Origin of the sequence: Kitasatospora sp. Root107, assembly GCF_001424875.1 — a bacterium.
In the GTDB taxonomy this organism is placed as follows: domain Bacteria; phylum Actinomycetota; class Actinomycetes; order Streptomycetales; family Streptomycetaceae; genus Kitasatospora.
This window is the reverse complement of the sequence record NZ_LMCT01000020.1, coordinates 20,769-37,357: the sequence shown is the minus strand read 5'-3', so window position 1 is coordinate 37,357 and position 16,589 is coordinate 20,769. Positions and strand designations below refer to the sequence as shown.

The window sequence follows — 16,589 nt, the reverse complement described above, 5'->3', positions numbered from 1 at the left end:
GGACCTCGAAGAGCGAACGCTCGGATGTCAGCCACTCCAGCAGGAGTGCCCCGACGCCGTACTGCGGGTCGGTGCCGAGCGCCAGGTCGGACCGGAGCAGCCGGACGGCGCCCCGGCCGCCCCAGGCCCGGAGCGCCTCGGCCTCCGGCCGGGAGTCCTCGTCCAGCAGGCCGATCTTGAGCGCGGCCCGTTCGCCGTCGGCGGTCAGTACGGGCAGTACGACGGCGCCGACCCCGTGCCGGTACTGCTGCCCGGTGGGGGTGAGCCGCCAGCGCCCGAGCACCTGCTCCAGGTGCCCGGGCAGCGCCGCCAGCCAGTGGTCGGCCGCCGGGCCGAGCAGCGGACGGACGCCGGCCAGGTAGGACGCCGGGAGCTTCGGGAGCTGAGATATCGTCACGCCCCCGAGTGTCCCAGGATCAGGAGCAGCTGGGGGCCGGCATGTCGACCGAGAGCGGGCTGCCCTCCGGGACCAGGTAGGTGACGAGCAGGACCACCGGCTCGGTGCCGTAGTTGTAGCCGATGTGGACGTGCTTGTGGCCGGCCGGCTCCACCACGACGCCGCCGGTGGCGGTCACCTCGGTCGAGCAGTCGTCCAGCTTGCGGGTCAGGGTGCCGGACTTGACCACGGCGAGCACCTGGCCCGGGTGGTAGTGCCAGCCGGTGGTGCCGCCGGGGGCGATGGTGATCTCGCGGAAGACGACGTCGGTGCGGCCCTTGGCCTTGAGCGTGATGCTGTCCTCCGTGGTGCCCTTGGCGAGCACAGTGGCGGTGACGCCGCTGCCAGGGGTGGCGCCCGCGACGGTCGGCAGGAAGCCGAGGAGAAGGGCGCCGAGGACGGCCGTGCCGGTGCGCTTGATGTTCATGTCCCACCCCGTGGATACAGATAGTCAGATGATCTTCGCGGGGAAACATATCAGCCGCTGAACACCCGTCAGCGTCCGCTGCCTGATGATGGATGGGTGCCAGAAGGAGACTCCGTATTCCGCGTTGCCGGGCAGCTGGACCGCGCGCTCACCGGCCGCTTGCTGATCACGGCCGAGCTGCGGGTGCCCGCGCACGCCACCGCCGACCTGACGGGCCGCCGGGTGCTCGGCACCGTCCCGCGCGGCAAGCACCTACTGACCAGGTTCGACGGCGGGCTGACTCTGCACACCCACCTGCGGATGGACGGCCGCTGGGAGCTGTACGGCCCGGGGGAGCGGTGGACCGGAGGGGCGGGGCACCAGATCCGGGTGGTGCTCGGGGTCGAGGGGCGGACGGCCGTCGGGTACCGGCTGCCGGTGGTCCAGCTGCTCCGGAGTGCGGACGAGGACTCGGTGGTCGGCCATCTCGGTCCCGACCTGCTGGGCCCGGACTGGGACGCCGCCGAGGCGGTCCGCCGGCTGGCCGCCGATCCGGGGCGCCCGCTCGGCGCCGCGCTGCTGGACCAGCGCAACCTGGCCGGGATCGGCAACGTCTACGCCAACGAGCTGTGCTTCCTGGCCGGGCTCACCCCCTGGTCCCCGGTCGCCGACGCCCTCCCGGTGCTGGACCGGCTGGCCGCCCGACAAGGACCGGCCGGGCCACCCGACCACCCCGGACCCCCGCCCCGGCCGGCAGAACTGGGTGTACGGCCGTGCCCGCCACCCCTGCCTGCGCTGCGGCAGTACCGTGCGGACCGCCCAGCACGACCGGGACCGGCCCGCGTACTGGTGCCCGCGCTGCCAGCGCGGCCCTACTCCTCGATGAGGACCGGAAGTCCGGCCGGCCCGGGCGAGGGCGCCTCGGCGGCCCACGCCAGCAGCATCCGCAGGGCGTCGTGCGAGGGGCTGCCCGGCTCGGCCGCGTACGTGATCAGGGCCTGGTCGGGGTCGTCCGTCGCGCGCAGGGTCTCGTAGGCCAGTTCCAGCTCGCCGACCACCGGATGGTGGAACCGCTTGGTCCCCGAGGTCTTGTCCTGCACCGGGTGCTCGGCCCACCAGCGACGGAACTCCGCGCTCTTCATGGACAGTTCGCCGATCAGGCTGGCCAGCCGAGGGTCGTCGGGGTGCCGGCCCGCGTCCAGATGGAGGTAGGCCACGTTCCCCCGGGCGCACGAGGTCCAGTCCGCGTACAGCTCCCGGGACGTCTCGTCGAGGAAGGTGATCCGGGCGATGTTGCGCTCGGCCGGCGCCAGGGCGGCGTAGTCACCGAGCAGGGCGGACGCCGCCTTGTTCCAGCCCAGGACGTCCATGCTCATGGGAGGAGTGTGGCCGATCGGGCCGGGTGCCTGCCTGGCCCTGCCAGGACCAGGCAAGCCCCGACCCCGGCCGTCAGGGCTCGATGAGTGCCGGGTGCCGGGGGTCGTCGCAGCGGACGGTGAGGTCGGCGAGGGCGGCCGGGTCGGTCTCGGATTGGTAGCGGGCGAAGGCGGGCAGCGTCCACTGCTCCTCGGGTGCGGTCCGACGGGCCAGCGCGGCCGGGCCGAGGGCGAGGTGCACGGTGAGGTCGAACGGCAGCCAGCGGCCGAGCAGCAGCGGGCCGTCCAGCAGCAGGACGCCGCCGGGCGGGAGTTCGACGTAGCCGGCCCGGGTGGCGCGGTCGGTGGCCGGGTCCCGGAAGGTGGGCAGGATCCGTCCGGTGCCGCCCGGTTCCAGCGGGTCGAGCACCTCGCGCAGCAGCGCGCCGTCGTCCAGCCAGCTGTCGTGGTAGGCGTCGGGGTCCTGGTGGCCGTACTCCAGGCGGACCGAGGCCGGGCGGAGGAAGTCGGCCGCCGAGACCCGCCGGACGGGGTGCCCGCGCAGGCGCAGCGGTTCGACCAGCGCGTCCGCCAGCGCGGCGGGCCCGGCGGCGGGAGCGCCGTCCAGCGCCACCCGGGCCCGGCGGCCGTCGGTGGCGAGGTCGGCGATCCGGTCGGCGAGCAGCTCGGCCAGCCGCTCCGGGGAGATGGGGTGTACCCGCACGGGATCGGTCTCCGGCTTCTCTTCGGTGGGTCGGTCGAAGTATGCCCCGGGCTGCTGCGGAGGGGAGGTCCGGGCCGGTGCTATCGTCGCGCCAGACCGGCGGCCGATCGGCTGACGGACCGTCACTTTCCCCTGGGGGAGCGCGCTGTGCCCACGCTGAGCCTTGCCGACGTCGATGCCCTGGCGGCCGAGGCGCACGCCGGACAGTTCGACCTGATCGGCGCGCCGTACATCGGGCACGTCCGGGCGGTGGCGGCGGGCGTCGCGCCGTTCGGGGTCGGGCTGCAGATGGCCGGGCTGCTGCACGACGTACTGGAGGACACCCCGGTGACCGCCGACGACCTGCTGCGGGCGGGGGTGCCGTTCAGCGTGGTGGCGACGGTGCGGCGGGTGACCAGGCTGCCCGGGGTGGGCTACCGGGAGATGCTCCAGCAGGTGGTGACCGACCACGCGGCCACCCTGCTGAAGATCTCCGACAACGCGCACAACTCCCACCCGGCCCGGGCCGCCGCCCTGGCGGAGGCCGACCGGGAGCGGCTGGCCGAACGCTACCGCTCGGCCCGGGCGGTGCTCTGGCCCGCCGCGGCGGTGGCGGACGTCCGCGCGGTGCTGGAACTGGTCAACCCCTCGTTGCTGGCGGAGCTGGCCCCGGCGGAGTGATGAGCGCAGGCTGGGGGTAGCCGACCAGTTGGGAGAGCCGTCATGTCGGAGATGCAGGAGAAGTTCAGCGACAAGGCCGCGACCGACCGCGAGGAGGTCCGCGCCGCCGACCCGGAGGAGGGCATCACCTCCTACCAGGTCGCCCATGCCTGGGAGGAGTCGCAGGCCGAGGGCGACCGCGAGGACGAGGCGGGCGAGGACACCCGGCGCTGACCGGTGCGGGACAATCGCCGTATGGCTGATGTGGAGAACGGCGGCGGGGACGCGGTGTGCCGGCTGGAACAGGTCTGCCCCGAATGCGGGCGGCTGCGCGAGGGCGCGGCGGCCTGCGTGCACTGCGGCCCGCCGCCTGCCGCCCCTTCGCCCAGTGCCCTACGGCGTCCCCGGCGCGCAGGGTGCCCCGCGTCAGCCGGAGGGCGTGCAGCGGTCGGCCGAGCGGACGCTCGCCGAGGCCCAGCAACTGCTCGACGCCGGAATGCCGTTCCACGCCCACGAGGTGCTGGAGGATCGCTGGAAAGCCGCCCCCGAACCGGAGCGGGCGCTGTGGCGCGCCCTCGCCCAGTACGCGGTCGGCCTGACCCACGCCGCCCGGGGCAACCCGACCGGCGCGGCCGCCCTGCTGGCCCGGGCGGCGGAGGGCCTGGCGCCGTTCGAGGCGGCGCCGCCGTTCGGCATAGACGTCCCGGGTATCCGGCACTGGGCGGGCCAGGCGGCGGCGGTCACCACCACGGTGCCCTCGCCGGAGATCCCGGCCCTGCGGGTGCGGCGGTGAGCGGTCGTCAGATCCGGTCGCCGAAGTCGGACTCCAGGCGGTGGAGCTGGCGCGGCCCCGGGATGCCGTCGGCGTCGGCGCCGGTGTCGCCGAGGCTGAGCTGTACTGGCGGAAGCTCTCGGTGTCGGCCGGGCCCCAGACCGGGCCCGGGCCTTCGGCGTAGTGCGAGCAGCCGGCCGCGACCAGCAGCCGGCCGAGGGTGGTGATGTGCTCGCCGACCGCGCCGGGGCCGTACGGGCGGCCGTCGATCACCACCTGACGGGGGATCAGCGGGGCGGGCAGGTCGGACTCGTCCGCCTGGTGGCCGAAGTACCGGACGCCGGGGCGGTCGCGCCAGGCGGGGTCGGCGGTGACCAGGCCCTCGGGGAAGTCGGGGTAGCCGTAGGAGTCGACGTAGCGGGAGCGGCGCTGGTAGCTGCGGCGGTAGACTCCGTCGCCGTTGGCGGAACCGTCGTCGTTGGTGTTGCCCGCGACGACCGTGATGGTGTCGGCGGTGTACGCGAGCACCAGGCCGGTGTGCGCGCCGCCCGGGCCGTACGGGCCCTCGGGGGTGCCGAACAGCACCTGGGCGCCGATCGCGGGGTACGCGGAGAGCCGGCCGCGCTCTTCGAACCAGGCCCGGGCGACCGAGCAGGAGGCGGTGTCCGGGTAGCGGCCCGCGTTGCCGCTCTCCACCGCGACGGCGGCGACGAAGTCGGCACACCAGCTCTCGGCGGGGCGGCCCATCGCGGCCGAGAAGCGGTTCTGGTTGCCCGCGCCTTCGCGGTAGCCGAGATGGCCTCGGGCGGTCTGCAGCATGGACCTGGCTCCGGACACGTTGGCCTCCGAACTGCGGGCGGCCGAGTCCGGCCGACGCGGGTGCTGAACCGCCGTCAGCGTAGTTCTGAGCTGCGGGGATTCCCGGGCCGATGCCGTCCTGCTCACCCGGATGGCCCTGCCCTGTGCTACCGCGCGCCGGGTCCTGCGCGCCGGGGCGCCCGGTCACCTGCCGGAACGACAGCGGCGCCCCACCCGAAGACGGATGGGGCGCCGGAGGCGGGCACTCAGCAGCGGCCGAGCGTCTCGCACTCCTCCCAGCGGGTGGCCGGGACCTCGGCGGGAGCGTCGTGCAGCGCCGGGGCGTTGAAGGACTTCAGCGCGGGCGCGGCGGGCGCGGACGGCGTGGCGGCCGGGCCGGTGGCCAGGCGGACGGCGATCGCGTCGAGGACGCTGCGCGGGCGGGCACCCGGGAAGTTGTTGACCAGGACGGAGAAGGCGAGCCGACGCCCGTCGGGCGCGGTGGCGTAGCCGACCAGGTTGTCGACGCCGCCCATCGAGCCGCTCTTGGCGTGCACGTTGTTCTCGGCGGCGGTGCCGCGCATCCGGGCGGCCAGGGTGCCGCCGACCATCCGCTCGGGGTTGCCCGCGATCGGGAGGGCGTCGTACCAGGTCTTGAACCACGGCTTGCCCGGGGCGAGCTTGAGCAGGCCGGTCATCTTGGAGGCGCTGACCAGGTCGTAGCGGGACAGGCCGGAGCCGTCCACCTGGCGGCTGGTCGGCAGCTCCAGGCCGTTGGCCTTGAGGAAGCCGTTCACCTGGGCGACGCCGGCGCTCCAGCTGCCCTGGCCGCCCTTGACCTTGCCGATCTCCTTGAGCAGGTGCTCGGCGATGCCGTTGTTGCTGATCTTGAGCATCGGGACCAGCAGCTCGCCGAGCGGCCGGGAGGCGTGGCCGACCAGGGCCTGCGAGGCCTCGGCCCCGGTGGCGGCCTTCGTCGGGCGCATGACCTTGACACCGTGCTTGGCCAGCGCGCCGGCGAAGACGTCGCCGGTGTAGCCGGTCGGGTTCTCCACCGTGGTGAGGAAGTCGACCGGGGCGGAGCCGACGGCCAGACTGCCGGTCAGCGCCAGCTCGTTGACGCCCCGTCGGCGCTCGACGTCGCTGCTGTTGCCGCTGCCCGCCGCGCCGGTGGTGATCTGCCCGGCGAACTTCACCGGCGCCTCGGCCGGGAACAGGGTGACCGTGGCGGGCTGCCCCACGGTGGCGGCCGGGGTGACGGTCACCTTGACGGTGTCCATCGAGTACTCGGCGTCCGGGGCGACGGTGAGCGCGGAGATCTGCGGGCTGTAGGAGTACGCCTCGTCGTCCCAGGCCCAGCCGGGGCCGAGCGGGACGGAGTCGTAGCGGCTGCCGTCGGCGAGCACCCGGCCGGTGACGGTGGTGATGCCGGCCGCGGCCACCTGGGCGGCCAGGTCGTCCAGGTCCTTCGGCTGCAGGCTCGGGTCACCGCCGCCGCGCAGGATCAGGTCACCGTTGAGGACGTTGCTGTAGCGGCTGCCGGTGGTGCGGACCTCGGTGGTGAAGACGTGGCTCTCGCCGAGCAGCTCCAGCGCGGCGGCGGAGGTGACGGTCTTCAGGGTGGAGGCCGGGGTGAGCAGCGCGTCGGCCTGGTGCTGGTAGACCACCTGGCCGGTGCTGGTGTCGACGACCTGCACGCCTGCCTGGGCGGTGGCCAGCCGGGGGTCGGCCAGGATGGCGTCCAGATCGGCGATCAGCTTCGGGTCCGCCGGGGTGGAGGTGTCGGCCTGGGCGACGCCCGCCAGCAGCGAGGCGGCGATGGCGACGGCGGCGAAGGGCAGGACACGGCGGCGGTGGGTGTGCGCGGGCAGCAAGAGTGCTCCTGGCAGTCGGGTACGACGAGGCGCACAGCGAACCCACCGCGCCCGGATAACCGGCGCGGTTCGGCCCGGAGCCCCCCGTTTGGCGTACACAGACTAGCAGTTGAGTGATCATCAACAGCCGCCGGGAGCGGTCGGCCTCAGATCGGGACGCCCGCCCCGCCGCCGGACTTGGTGGCCTCGACCATGGCCTGGTGCAGATTGCGCGCGGCGGTCTCGTCGGTCACCGTGACGGGGCTGCCGACCACGGTGAACCAGTCCTGCGCCCCGGTGTACTGGATGGTGATCCGGGCCTCGCCGTCCACCCAGGTGGTGTGCAGGGTGAGGTCTCCGGTGATGGCTCCGAGCTCCTCGGTGAGGACACCGCCGTGCCCGGCCCGGATGCCCTGCGTGGTCCACGTCGCCCAGGTCTCCACTGTGCCTCCCCGCTGCTGTCCGGCCTCGCGGCCGTGAGTGATCATGCGTCAAGAGTTACCCGCCACGGTACCCCGGGACGCTGACCAATACCCCCTGTCACCTGTCAGGGGACGGTGAAGAGGCAGACTGGAGGCATGTGCCGAAGCATCAAGACCCTGCGCGCCCCGGTGACCCCCGAGGTGACCGAGGACGACATCCACGCGGCTGCGCTCCAGTACGTCCGGAAGGTCTCCGGCTTCCGGGCGCCGGCGGCGCACAACCAGGAGGCGTTCGACCGGGCGGTGGCCGCCGTCACCGAGGCGACCCGGGAGCTGCTGGAGCACCTGGTGGTGCGCGGAGCCCATCAGCACGTGCACAGCAACGACGACGGGCACGTGCACGAGCACTGAGACGGGGGCGGTCAGCCCAGGAAACCGCGGAGCAGCGCCGCGGTCGCCTCGAGATGCTCCTCGGTGGCGCGCCGGGCGCCCTCGACGTCGCCGTCCAGGATGGCCCGGACCATGGCCTGGTGCTGCTCGGAGGCGTGGTCGATGTTGCGGCCGAGCACCGGGATCGCGTTCAGCAGGTCGTTCAGCCGCATCCGGCTCTCGGCCACCCCTGCGGCCAGCGAGTGGGAGCCGGTCAGCTCGGCGATGGCCAGGTGGAAGCGGGAGTCGAGCTGCCGGTACTCGTCCGGTCCCGAGCGCTCCAGTTCGTCGAGGCGCTGGGTCAGGTACGCGCGCTGCTCGGGGGTGAGCGCGCGCCGGGCGGCCTGCTCGGACGCCCCGGTCTCCAGCACCATCCTGAAGGTCAGGGCGTCCTCCAGCTCCGCCCCCATGTCCTGGACCGCGCGCCGGAGTTGGCCGAGATCAGGGTCGGGCGGCGGCAGCCGGTAGGTGACGAAGGTGCCGCCGTAGCGGCCGCGCCTGGACTCCACGCAGCCCGCCAGCTGGAGTGAGCGGATCGCGTCGCGCAGGGTCTCCCGGCTGACGTGCAGCCGGGCGGCCAGGTCCCGTTCGGCGGGCAGCCGGTCGCCGTACCCGAAGACGCCGAGTTTGAGCGCCTCCAGGATGCGTTCAACGGTCTCCTCGAAGGCGTTGCCGGTCCGGACGGGGCGGAAGATCGCGCCGCCCTGCCAGTCCATCAGCCCGCCGTCGTCGTCCACGCGGGAATCGTACCCAGACCCTCTTGACGCGCCCACCACGTGGGGTGAAACATGCTCACCACATCAATGGTCCGGTTTCAGTCCATTGATCTCCACACTGCCGTGGCGCACGTTTCGGACCTCCCCCAACCGAACCCCCAAGGGGTGCGCATGTCCTCCGAGCACACTCTCAGCGACACTCTCAGCGACGACGAACACCGCCTCCGCGAGCTCGGATACACCCAGGAGCTCGCCCGCTCGATGTCGGGCTTCGCCAACTTCGCGGTCTCGTTCTCGATCGTCTCCATCCTCTCCGGCTGCCTCACCCTCTACGGCTTCGGCCTGAACACCGGCGGCCCGGCCATGATCATCTGGGGCTGGCCACTGGTCGGCCTGATGACCCTGTGCGTCGCGCTCGCGATGGCCGAGATCTGCTCCAGCTACCCGACCGCGGGCGGGCTGTACTACTGGGCCGCCAAGCTGGCCAAGCGCAACGGCCCGGCGACCAGCTGGTTCACCGGATACTTCAACTTCATGGGCCAGGTCGCGGTCACCGCCGGAGTCGACTTCGGGGCTGCCTTCTTCACCAACGCCTTCCTCCAGCTCCAGTGGGGCTACGCCGCCACTCCTGCCCACACGGTGCTGATCTTCGCGGTGATCCTGGTGCTGCACGGGCTGCTCAACACCCGTGGCGTCAAGCTGATCTCCCTGCTCAACTCGGTCAGCGTCTGGTGGCACCTGATCGGCGTCACGGTGATCGTCGGCGCGTTGGTCCTGCTGCCGGCCGAACACGCCTCCGCCTCCTTCGTGTTCACCGAGTTCGTGAACAACACCGGCTTCCGGAACAGCTTCTACGTCGCGATGCTCGGCCTGCTGCTCGCCCAGTACACGCTGACCGGCTACGACGCCTCGGCGCACATGACCGAGGAGACCCGGGACGCCGCCCGCTCCGGGCCGAAGGGCATCGTCAACTCGGTACTGGTCTCGATCGTCGCGGGCTGGGTGCTGCTGCTCGGGATCACCTTCGCGATCCGCGACTACGACGGGGCGCTCGGCAGTTCGACCAGTGTGCCGCCCGCGCAGATCTTCATCGACGCGATCGGGGTGGGCGGCGCCAAGCTGCTGCTGCTGATCGTGATCGGCGCCCAGTTCTTCTGCGGGATGGCCTCGGTCACCGCCAACTCCCGGATGATCTACGCCTTCTCGCGGGACGGGGCGCTGCCCGGCTCGCGGATCTGGCACCGGATCAACCCGCGCACCCAGACCCCGACGGCCGCCGTCTGGCTGGCCACCGGCGGAGCGTTCGTGCTCGGTGCGCAGTACCTGTGGAACGCCACCGCGTACGCCGCCGTCACCTCGGTCTCGGTGATCGGGCTGTACATCGCGTACGTCGTCCCGGTGTTCCTGAGACTCCGTCAGGGTGACGCCTTCGAGCGCGGCCCGTGGCATCTGGGCCGCTGGAGCAAGCTGGTCGGTAGCGTGGCGGTCGGCTGGACGGCGCTGATCACCGTGCTGTTCATGCTGCCCACCGTCAGCCCGGTGACCGCCGTCAGCTTCAACTACACCCCCGTCGCGGTCGCGGCCGTGCTCGGCTTCGCCGGGGTCTGGTGGCTGATCTCGGCCCGGCACTGGTTCACCGGCCCGAAGGTCACCGCCGAGGACGAGCCGATCACCGTATTGGAGAACCGATGAGCAGCCCCCGCCTCACCCTCGACCGGCTGCGCGAGCTGATCGGCAGCGGCGCCGTGGACACCGTGGTGCTCGCCCTCACCGACATGCAGGGCCGGCTCCAGGGCAAGCGGATCGCCGCCGGGCACTTCCTGGACGAGGTGGTCGAGAACGCGGCCGAAGGCTGCGGCTACCTGCTCGCCGTGGACATCGACATGAACACCGTGGACGGCTACGAGGTCTCCTCCTGGGAGACCGGCTACGGCGACTTCGTGCTCAAGCCCGACTTCGCCACCCTGCGGATGGTGCCCTGGCACCCGGCCACCGCGATGGTCCAGTGCGACGTGCTCCAGCACGACGGCACGCCCGTCGCGGTCTCGCCGCGGCAGGTGCTGCGCCGGCAGCTGGAGCGGCTGGCCGGGTACGGCTGGCAGGCCTACGCGGGCACCGAGCTGGAGTTCATCGTCTTCAAGGACAGCTACGAACAGGCGTGGCAGAAGGACTACTTCGGGCTCACCCCGGTCAACCAGTACAACGTCGACTACTCCGTCCTGGGCACCTCCAGGATCGAGCCGCTGCTGCGCCGGCTGCGCAACGAGATGACCGGCGCCGGGCTGACCGTCGAGTCGGCCAAGGGCGAGTGCAACCTCGGCCAGCACGAGATCGCCTTCAAGTACGGCCCCGCGCTGGCCACCTGCGACGACCACGCGGTCTACAAGACCGGCGCCAAGGAGATCGCCGACCAGGAGGGCTACAGCCTGACCTTCATGGCGAAGTACAACGAGCGCGAGGGCAACTCCTGCCACGTACACCTGAGTCTGCGCGACGAGCAGGGCAGGCCGGTCTTCGCCGGTGACGGTCCTGGCGGTTTCTCCCGCACGATGGAGCACTTCCTGGCCGGGCAGCTGGCCTGCCTGGCCGAGTTCTCGCTGCTGCTGGCGCCGACCGTCAACTCCTACAAGCGGTACGTGCCGGGCAGCTTCGCACCCACCGCGGTCGCCTGGGGCCGGGACAACCGGACCTGCGCGCTGCGGGTGGTCGGCCACGGCCCCTCGCTCCGGTTCGAGAACCGGGTGCCCGGCGGGGACGTCAACCCGTACCTGGCGCTGGCCGCACTGATCGCCGCCGGACTGCACGGGGTCGAACAACAGCTCCCCCTGGAGCCGGAGTTCACCGGCAACGCGTACGCCTCGAACGCGCCCCGGGTGCCCAGCACGCTGCGCGACGCGGTGGCCGCCTTCGAGGCCAGCGAGGTCGCTGCGCTGGCCTTCGGCAAGGACGTGGTCCGGCACTACACCCATGCCGGGCGGGTCGAACTCACCGCCTACGACGCGGCGGTGACCGACTGGGAGCGGCGCCGCGGATTCGAGCGGCTGTGACGGGTCATCCGACGGGGCGTCCGCTGATCGGCGTCAGCAGCTACCGGGACGAGGCGGCCTGGGGCGTCTGGCGGCAGCCCGCCGCGCTGATCCCGCAGAGCTATGTCGAGGCCGTCGAACAGGCCGGCGGCCTGCCCGTCCTGCTGCCACCGCAGGACCCGGCGGGCGCCGCCCGGGTGCTGGCCCGGCTGGACGGGCTGGTGCTGGCCGGCGGCCCCGACCTCGACCCGGCCTCGTACGGGGCCGAGCCGCACCCGCGCACCGGGGAGCCCCAACCGGCCAGGGACGGCTGGGAGTTCGCCCTCACCCGGGCGGCGATCGACAGCGGACTGCCGTTGCTGGGCGTCTGCCGGGGCATGCAGCTGCTGAACGTCGCGCTCGGCGGCGATCTGGTCCAGCACCTCGACCCACCCGACCACCAGGTGGCCCCGGGCACCTTCCAGTGGCAGCAGGTAGAGACCGCACCCGGCAGCAGGCTGGCCGCGATCCTCGGCGGCCACGCCAAGGTGCGCTGCTACCACCATCAGGCCGTCGGCCGCCCGGGCGAGGGCCTGGCGGTCACCGCCCGCAGCACCGACGGCACCGTCGAAGCAGTCGAACTGCCGGGCGAGCGCTTCGTGTTGGGCGTCCAGTGGCATCCCGAGACCGACCCGAGCGACCCGCGCCTGTTCCAGGCCCTGATCAAGGAGAGCACCCAGTGAGCCGTGCGGAGCCCGACCTCTTCGAGGTGGTCAATCCCGCCACCGAGGAGGTGATCGCCACCGTCCCGATGACCTCGCTCGCCGAGACCGACGCCGCCATCGCGCGGGCCGCGGCCGCCTTCGACAGCTGGCGCCGGGTCGCCCCGGCCGACCGGGCCCGGCTGCTGCGGGCCTTCGCCGCCGCCGTGGACGCCGACCGGGAGCACCTGGCGCAGCTCGAGATCGCCAACGCGGGCCACACGGTGGGCAACGCCCGCTGGGAGGCGGGCAACGCGCGGGACGTGATCGAGTACTACGCAGCCGCCCCGGAGCGGCTGTTCGGCCGGCAGATCCCGGTGGCCGGGGGAGTGGACCTGACCTTCCAGGAGCCGCTGGGCGTGGTCGGCATCATCGTGCCGTGGAACTTCCCGATGCCGATCGCGGCCTGGGGCTTCGCCCCCGCGCTGGCAGCGGGCAACACGGTGGTCCTCAAGCCCGCCGAGCTCACCCCGATGACCGCTCTGCGACTGGCCGAACTCGCCCGGCAGGCAGGCATCCCCGAGGACGTCTTCCAGGTACTGCCCGGGCGCGGCCCCGTGGTCGGGCAGCGGTTCGTCACCCACCCCGCCGTCCGCAAGGTGGTTTTCACCGGTTCGACCGCCGTCGGCAAGGCGGTGGCCGCCGGGTGCGCCGCGGAGGTCAAGCAGGTCACCCTCGAACTCGGCGGCAAGAGCGCCAACATCGTCTTCGCCGACGCGGACCTGGCCAAGGCGGCGGCCTCGGCGCCGGGCGCGGTCTTCGACAACGCCGGGCAGGACTGCTGCGCCCGCTCCCGGATCCTGGTCCAGGCGAGTGTGCTGGACGAGTTCATGGCCGCCTTCGAGGCCGCCGTACGGGCGGTCCGGGTCGGTGACCCGACGGACGAGAAGACCGAGATGGGCCCGCTGATCTCGGCCGCGCACCGGGAACGGGTCGCCTCGTACGTCAACGAGCCTTATTTCGTCGGCAGTTGCCCGGAAGGCCCCGGCTTCTGGTTCCCGCCGACCGTGCTGGCGCCGGGTCGGACGGACGACCGGGCGTTCACCGAGGAGGTCTTCGGCCCGGTGGTCAGCGTGGTCCCGTTCCGGGACGAGGCGGACGCGCTGCGGATCGCCAACGCCACCGAGTACGGCCTGTCGGGCTCGATCTGGACCAGGGACATCGGCCGCGCACTGCGGGTCGCACGCGGCGTCGAGGCGGGCAACCTCTCGGTCAACTCGCACTCCTCGGTGCGCTATTCGACCCCGTTCGGCGGCTTCAAGCAGTCCGGCCTCGGCCGGGAGCTGGGCCCCGACGCTCTGAACGCCTTCACCGAGACCAAGAACGTCTTCATCGCAACAGAGGAGTAGTCAGATGACCAAGCGTCTGGACGGCCGGGTGGCCGTCATCACCGGAGCAGGCAGCGGGATCGGCCTGGCCACCGCGAAGCGGTTCGCCGCCGAGGGGGCGAAGGTGGTCTGCGTCGACCTCGATCCGGAGAGCGGCGAGAAGGCCGCCAACGAGGTGGGCGGCCTGTTCATCCAGGCCGACGTGACCGACGAGGCGGCGGTCATCGCGATGTACCAGCAGGCCGTGGACACGTACGGCAGCCTGGACATCGCCTTCAACAACGCGGGCATCTCGCCGCCGGAGGACGACTCGATCCTGACCACAGGGCTCGAGGCCTGGAAGCGGGTCCAGGAGGTCAACCTGACGAGCGTGTACCTGTGCTGCAAGTACGCCATCCCGCACATGCAGCGGCAGGGCAAGGGCTCGATCATCAACACCGCCTCGTTCGTCGCGGTGATGGGCGCGGCCACCTCGCAGATCTCCTACTCGGCCTCCAAGGGCGGGGTGCTGGCGATGTCGCGCGAGCTGGGCGTGCAGTTCGCCCGGGAGGGCATCCGGATCAACGCGCTCTGCCCGGGTCCGGTGAACACCCCGCTGCTCCAGGAGCTGTTCGCCAAGGACCCGGAGCGGGCGGCCCGCCGCCTGGTGCACATCCCGCTCGGCCGCTTCGCGGAGCCGTCCGAGATCGCGGCGGCGGTGGCCTTCCTGGCCAGTGACGACTCCTCGTTCATGACGGCGAACACCTTCCTGGTGGACGGCGGGATCTCGGGGGCGTACGTGACACCGGAGTAGGCCCTGCGGGCGGCAGAGGGGAGTGGGCGGAGGGCGGGAGTGGACGGCGGCATCTCGGGGGCGTACGTAACCCGGAGTAGCCGGCCGGCCAGTCAGTCGGGCAGCTTCGACGGCCACCACATCCGGTGGCGGAGGTCCATGGTCAGGGCCGTGACCAGGACGGAGCGGACCACGAGGGTGTCCAGCAGGACGCCGAGGGCGACCGCGAAGCCGATCTCCGCCAGTCCGACGATCGGCAGGGTGCCCAGGACGGCGAAGGTGGCGGCCAGGATCAGGCCGGCGGAGGTGATCACTCCGCCGGTCGCGGCCAGGCCGGCCACCGCGCCGTCCTTGGTGCCCCGGTGCAGGGCCTCCTCGCGGACCCGGGTCATCAGGAAGATGTTGTAGTCGATGCCCAGCGCGACCAGGAAGACGAAGACGAACAGCGGGAACGACTGGTCCGAGCCCTCGAAGTCGAAGATGTACTCGAAGGCCAGTGCGCTCAGCCCGAGCGCCGCCGCATAGGAGAGCACCACGGTGGCGATCAGCACCAGCGGTGCCGTGATCGCCCGCAGCAGCCCGGCCAGGATCACCAGCACCACGGCCAGCACCAGCGGGATGATCACCTTGTTGTCGTGCGCGGCGGCCCGCCCGGCGTCCAGGATGACGGCCGTGCTGCCGCCCACCTGGGCATCGGCCTCGGGGACGGCGTGCACGGTGGTGCGCAGCCGGTCGACGGTGTCCTTGGCGGCCTGGCTGTCCGGCGGATCGGTCAGCGTGGCGTAGAACAGCGCGGTGCCCTGACGGACCGTCGGTTCGGTGGCGGCCGAGATGCCGGGGGTGCCGACGGTCGCCGTCCGAACCTGCCCGGCCCGGTCGGCGGCGCTGAGCACGGTGAGCGGGGCGCCGGTGCCGCCGGGGAAGTGCTGGTTCAGCACCTGCTGGCCGGTGACCGAGTCCGGCGTTCCGGTGAAACTCCCGGCCTGGCTCAGACCGCCCGCGTTCAGCGCGAACAGCCCCAGGCAGCAGGCGGCCAGCGCAAGGCCGGTGCCGATCCAGATCCGGCGCGGCTTACGGGCGATCGCGCCGCCGATCCGGGCCCAGCGGCCGTGCGCGGTCGGCTCCGGCGTGCCGTACGCCGGGCGGACCGGCCAGAACACCCAGCGGCCGAGCACCACCAGAAGGGCGGGCAGCAGGGTGACCATGGCCAGCAGCGCGACCAGCACGCCGATCGCGCAGACCGGGCCGAGGCCCCGGGTGGAGTTCATCTCGGCGACCAGCAGGCAGAGCATCGAGGCGATCACGGTGGCCGAGCTGGCGCCGATCGCCGGTCCGGCCCGGTGCAGGGCGTACGCCATCGCCTCGTGCCGGTCCTCGTGCCGTCTCAGCTCCTCGCGGTAGCGGGCGGTCAGCAGCAGGGCGTAGTCCGTCCCGGCGCCGAGCACCAGCACGATCAGGATGCCGGCGCTCTGCGCGTTGACGGTCAGTCCGGAGTGCTTCGCCAGCAGGTAGATGACGGCCTGGGCCACCGTCAGGGCGGCCCCGGCCGCCAGCAGCGGCAGCAGCCACAGCACGGGGCTGCGATAGGTGAGCAGCAGCAGGACGATCACCACGCTGACGGTGGCGATGAGCAGGGTGCTGTCGATCCCGGCGAAGGCCTCCGCCTGGTCGGCGCCGATCCCCGCCGGTCCGGTGACGTGGGTGACCATGCCCTGGCTGTCGTCGGCGGCGGTGGCCCGCAGGCTGTCCACGGCGGGTTGCAGGTCCTGCCAGCCGCCGGTGCCGATGTCGACCGGCACGATGGTCTGCATCGCCTGCCCGTCCGCCGACGGGACCGGACCGACCACCTGGCCCCGGACGTGCGGGGCGTCCGCGAAGGCCATCGCGTCGCGGGCCGCCGCCACCCGGTCGGCCGGAGTCAGGCCGCCGGCCCGTTCGTAGACCACCACGGCCTGCGCGGTGTCGACGGGCTGGAAGGCGCGCTGGGCGACCAGGACCTGCGTCGACTCGGCGGCGCCGGGCAGCCAGCTGGACGCCTCGTTGTCCTCGGCGTCGGTCAGCTTGGCGGCCAGCGGTCCGGTCAGGACCAGCAGGGCCAGCCAGATCACCAGCACCACCCACTTGCCGCGCCGTCCGCACGGCAGGGTGACGAGTCTGCTGATGGACATGTGGT

At 72.5% G+C, this 16,589-nt stretch carries 18 protein-coding genes and 1 pseudogene; 11 read left to right on the top strand and 8 right to left on the bottom strand.

Going from position 1 to position 16,589, the window contains the following annotated elements; all coding sequences use genetic code 11:
• On the bottom strand, positions 1 to 397 hold a 397-nt coding region (locus tag ASC99_RS19070), incomplete at its 3' end, for an aminoglycoside phosphotransferase family protein (protein ID WP_235583067.1).
• Between the two features lie 19 nt (positions 398 to 416).
• Positions 417 to 863, bottom strand: a complete 447-nt coding sequence (locus tag ASC99_RS19065; protein ID WP_057233601.1) for a cupin domain-containing protein — start codon at positions 861 to 863, stop codon at positions 417 to 419.
• A gap of 96 nt (positions 864 to 959) precedes the next feature.
• Here ASC99_RS19065 and ASC99_RS37420 point away from each other — a divergent pair.
• Positions 960 to 1,728: pseudogene (locus ASC99_RS37420) on the top strand (DNA-formamidopyrimidine glycosylase family protein).
• Here the strand turns inward: ASC99_RS37420 and ASC99_RS19050 are convergent.
• Positions 1,715 to 2,218 carry a hypothetical protein gene (locus ASC99_RS19050; RefSeq protein ID WP_157531617.1) on the bottom strand — a complete coding sequence of 168 codons (504 nt, stop codon included), beginning with the start codon at positions 2,216 to 2,218 and terminating at the stop codon, positions 1,715 to 1,717. The pseudogene ASC99_RS37420 and the gene ASC99_RS19050 sit on opposite strands and share 14 nt — an antisense overlap.
• Before the next feature lie 73 nt (positions 2,219 to 2,291).
• Positions 2,292 to 2,921: a hypothetical protein gene (locus tag ASC99_RS19045; protein ID WP_057233593.1), complete on the bottom strand. Its 630-nt coding sequence runs from the start codon at positions 2,919 to 2,921 to the stop codon at positions 2,292 to 2,294.
• 147 nt (positions 2,922 to 3,068) lie between these two features.
• Between ASC99_RS19045 and ASC99_RS19040 the strand changes: the two genes are divergently transcribed.
• From ASC99_RS19040 to ASC99_RS19030, 4 genes are all read left to right on the top strand, one after another.
• Positions 3,069 to 3,581: an HD domain-containing protein gene (locus ASC99_RS19040; RefSeq protein ID WP_157531616.1), complete on the top strand. Its 513-nt coding sequence runs from the start codon at positions 3,069 to 3,071 to the stop codon at positions 3,579 to 3,581.
• A gap of 42 nt (positions 3,582 to 3,623) precedes the next feature.
• Positions 3,624 to 3,794, top strand: coding sequence for a hypothetical protein (locus tag ASC99_RS38650; protein ID WP_157531615.1), 171 nt, complete (start codon positions 3,624 to 3,626; stop codon positions 3,792 to 3,794).
• A 154-nt stretch (positions 3,795 to 3,948) separates the two neighbouring features.
• The gene (locus ASC99_RS19035) at positions 3,949 to 4,353 is read left to right on the top strand and encodes a DUF309 domain-containing protein (RefSeq protein ID WP_369825120.1); all 405 of its coding nucleotides are present in this window, start codon (positions 3,949 to 3,951) and stop codon (positions 4,351 to 4,353) included.
• A gap of 460 nt (positions 4,354 to 4,813) precedes the next feature.
• Complete coding sequence (locus ASC99_RS19030) at positions 4,814 to 5,005, top strand: hypothetical protein (protein ID WP_057233589.1); 192 nt, start codon at positions 4,814 to 4,816, stop codon at positions 5,003 to 5,005.
• A gap of 391 nt (positions 5,006 to 5,396) precedes the next feature.
• On the opposite strand, the gene dacB is transcribed toward ASC99_RS19030, so the two are convergent.
• Together dacB and ASC99_RS19020 are read right to left on the bottom strand one after the other, a co-directional pair.
• On the bottom strand, positions 5,397 to 7,004 hold the full coding sequence (gene dacB, locus ASC99_RS19025) for a D-alanyl-D-alanine carboxypeptidase/D-alanyl-D-alanine-endopeptidase (protein ID WP_162257896.1): 1,608 nt from the start codon (positions 7,002 to 7,004) through the stop codon (positions 5,397 to 5,399).
• A 146-nt stretch (positions 7,005 to 7,150) separates the two neighbouring features.
• Complete coding sequence (locus ASC99_RS19020) at positions 7,151 to 7,471, bottom strand: hypothetical protein (RefSeq protein ID WP_200948359.1); 321 nt, start codon at positions 7,469 to 7,471, stop codon at positions 7,151 to 7,153.
• Between the two features lie 90 nt (positions 7,472 to 7,561).
• Between ASC99_RS19020 and ASC99_RS19015 the strand changes: the two genes are divergently transcribed.
• Positions 7,562 to 7,816, top strand: coding sequence for a DUF2277 domain-containing protein (locus ASC99_RS19015; RefSeq protein WP_057233585.1), 255 nt, complete (start codon positions 7,562 to 7,564; stop codon positions 7,814 to 7,816).
• 11 nt (positions 7,817 to 7,827) lie between these two features.
• Here the strand turns inward: ASC99_RS19015 and ASC99_RS19010 are convergent, their stop codons facing one another.
• Entirely contained in the window at positions 7,828 to 8,571 is a 744-nt protein-coding gene (locus ASC99_RS19010) for a FadR/GntR family transcriptional regulator (protein ID WP_369825118.1), read from the bottom strand.
• 150 nt (positions 8,572 to 8,721) lie between these two features.
• On the opposite strand from ASC99_RS19010, the gene ASC99_RS19005 reads away from it, so the two are divergent.
• The 5 genes from ASC99_RS19005 to ASC99_RS18985 are packed head-to-tail and all read left to right on the top strand — an operon-like array spanning position 8,722 to position 14,437.
• Positions 8,722 to 10,242, top strand: coding sequence for an amino acid permease (locus tag ASC99_RS19005; RefSeq protein ID WP_057233583.1), 1,521 nt, complete (start codon positions 8,722 to 8,724; stop codon positions 10,240 to 10,242).
• Positions 10,239 to 11,597, top strand: a complete 1,359-nt coding sequence (locus ASC99_RS19000) for a glutamine synthetase family protein (protein ID WP_057233581.1) — start codon at positions 10,239 to 10,241, stop codon at positions 11,595 to 11,597. Before ASC99_RS19005 ends, ASC99_RS19000 begins: the two co-directional genes overlap by 4 nt.
• Positions 11,594 to 12,298 (top strand): gamma-glutamyl-gamma-aminobutyrate hydrolase family protein, encoded by a 705-nt coding sequence (locus ASC99_RS18995; RefSeq protein WP_057233579.1) that lies wholly within the window; start codon positions 11,594 to 11,596, stop codon positions 12,296 to 12,298. Before ASC99_RS19000 ends, ASC99_RS18995 begins: the two co-directional genes overlap by 4 nt.
• Positions 12,295 to 13,665 carry an aldehyde dehydrogenase family protein gene (locus ASC99_RS18990; RefSeq protein WP_082598442.1) on the top strand — a complete coding sequence of 457 codons (1,371 nt, stop codon included), beginning with the start codon at positions 12,295 to 12,297 and terminating at the stop codon, positions 13,663 to 13,665. Before ASC99_RS18995 ends, ASC99_RS18990 begins: the two co-directional genes overlap by 4 nt.
• 4 nt (positions 13,666 to 13,669) lie before the next feature.
• Positions 13,670 to 14,437, top strand: coding sequence for a 3-oxoacyl-ACP reductase (locus ASC99_RS18985; protein ID WP_057233577.1), 768 nt, complete (start codon positions 13,670 to 13,672; stop codon positions 14,435 to 14,437).
• A gap of 92 nt (positions 14,438 to 14,529) precedes the next feature.
• Here ASC99_RS18985 and ASC99_RS18980 read toward each other — a convergent pair whose 3' ends face one another.
• Entirely contained in the window at positions 14,530 to 16,584 is a 2,055-nt protein-coding gene (locus ASC99_RS18980; protein WP_057233575.1) for an MMPL family transporter, read from the bottom strand.
• Positions 16,585 to 16,589 lie beyond the last annotated feature (5 nt).

Bases quoted from the DNA above. Each gene is read 5' to 3' on its own strand.
- ASC99_RS19050 (WP_157531617.1), bottom strand. From the start codon at position 2,218: ATGAGCATGGACGTCCTGGGCTGGAACAAGGCGGCGTCCGCCCTGCTC.
- ASC99_RS18980 (WP_057233575.1), bottom strand. From the start codon at position 16,584: ATGTCCATCAGCAGACTCGTCACCCTGCCGTGCGGACGGCGCGGCAAG.
- ASC99_RS19000 (WP_057233581.1), top strand. From the start codon at position 10,239: ATGAGCAGCCCCCGCCTCACCCTCGACCGGCTGCGCGAGCTGATCGGC.
- ASC99_RS38650 (WP_157531615.1), top strand. From the start codon at position 3,624: ATGTCGGAGATGCAGGAGAAGTTCAGCGACAAGGCCGCGACCGACCGC.
- ASC99_RS19015 (WP_057233585.1), top strand. From the start codon at position 7,562: ATGTGCCGAAGCATCAAGACCCTGCGCGCCCCGGTGACCCCCGAGGTG.
- ASC99_RS18985 (WP_057233577.1), top strand. From the start codon at position 13,670: ATGACCAAGCGTCTGGACGGCCGGGTGGCCGTCATCACCGGAGCAGGC.
- ASC99_RS19065 (WP_057233601.1), bottom strand. From the start codon at position 863: ATGAACATCAAGCGCACCGGCACGGCCGTCCTCGGCGCCCTTCTCCTC.
- ASC99_RS19005 (WP_057233583.1), top strand. From the start codon at position 8,722: ATGTCCTCCGAGCACACTCTCAGCGACACTCTCAGCGACGACGAACAC.
- ASC99_RS19020 (WP_200948359.1), bottom strand. From the start codon at position 7,471: ATGATCACTCACGGCCGCGAGGCCGGACAGCAGCGGGGAGGCACAGTG.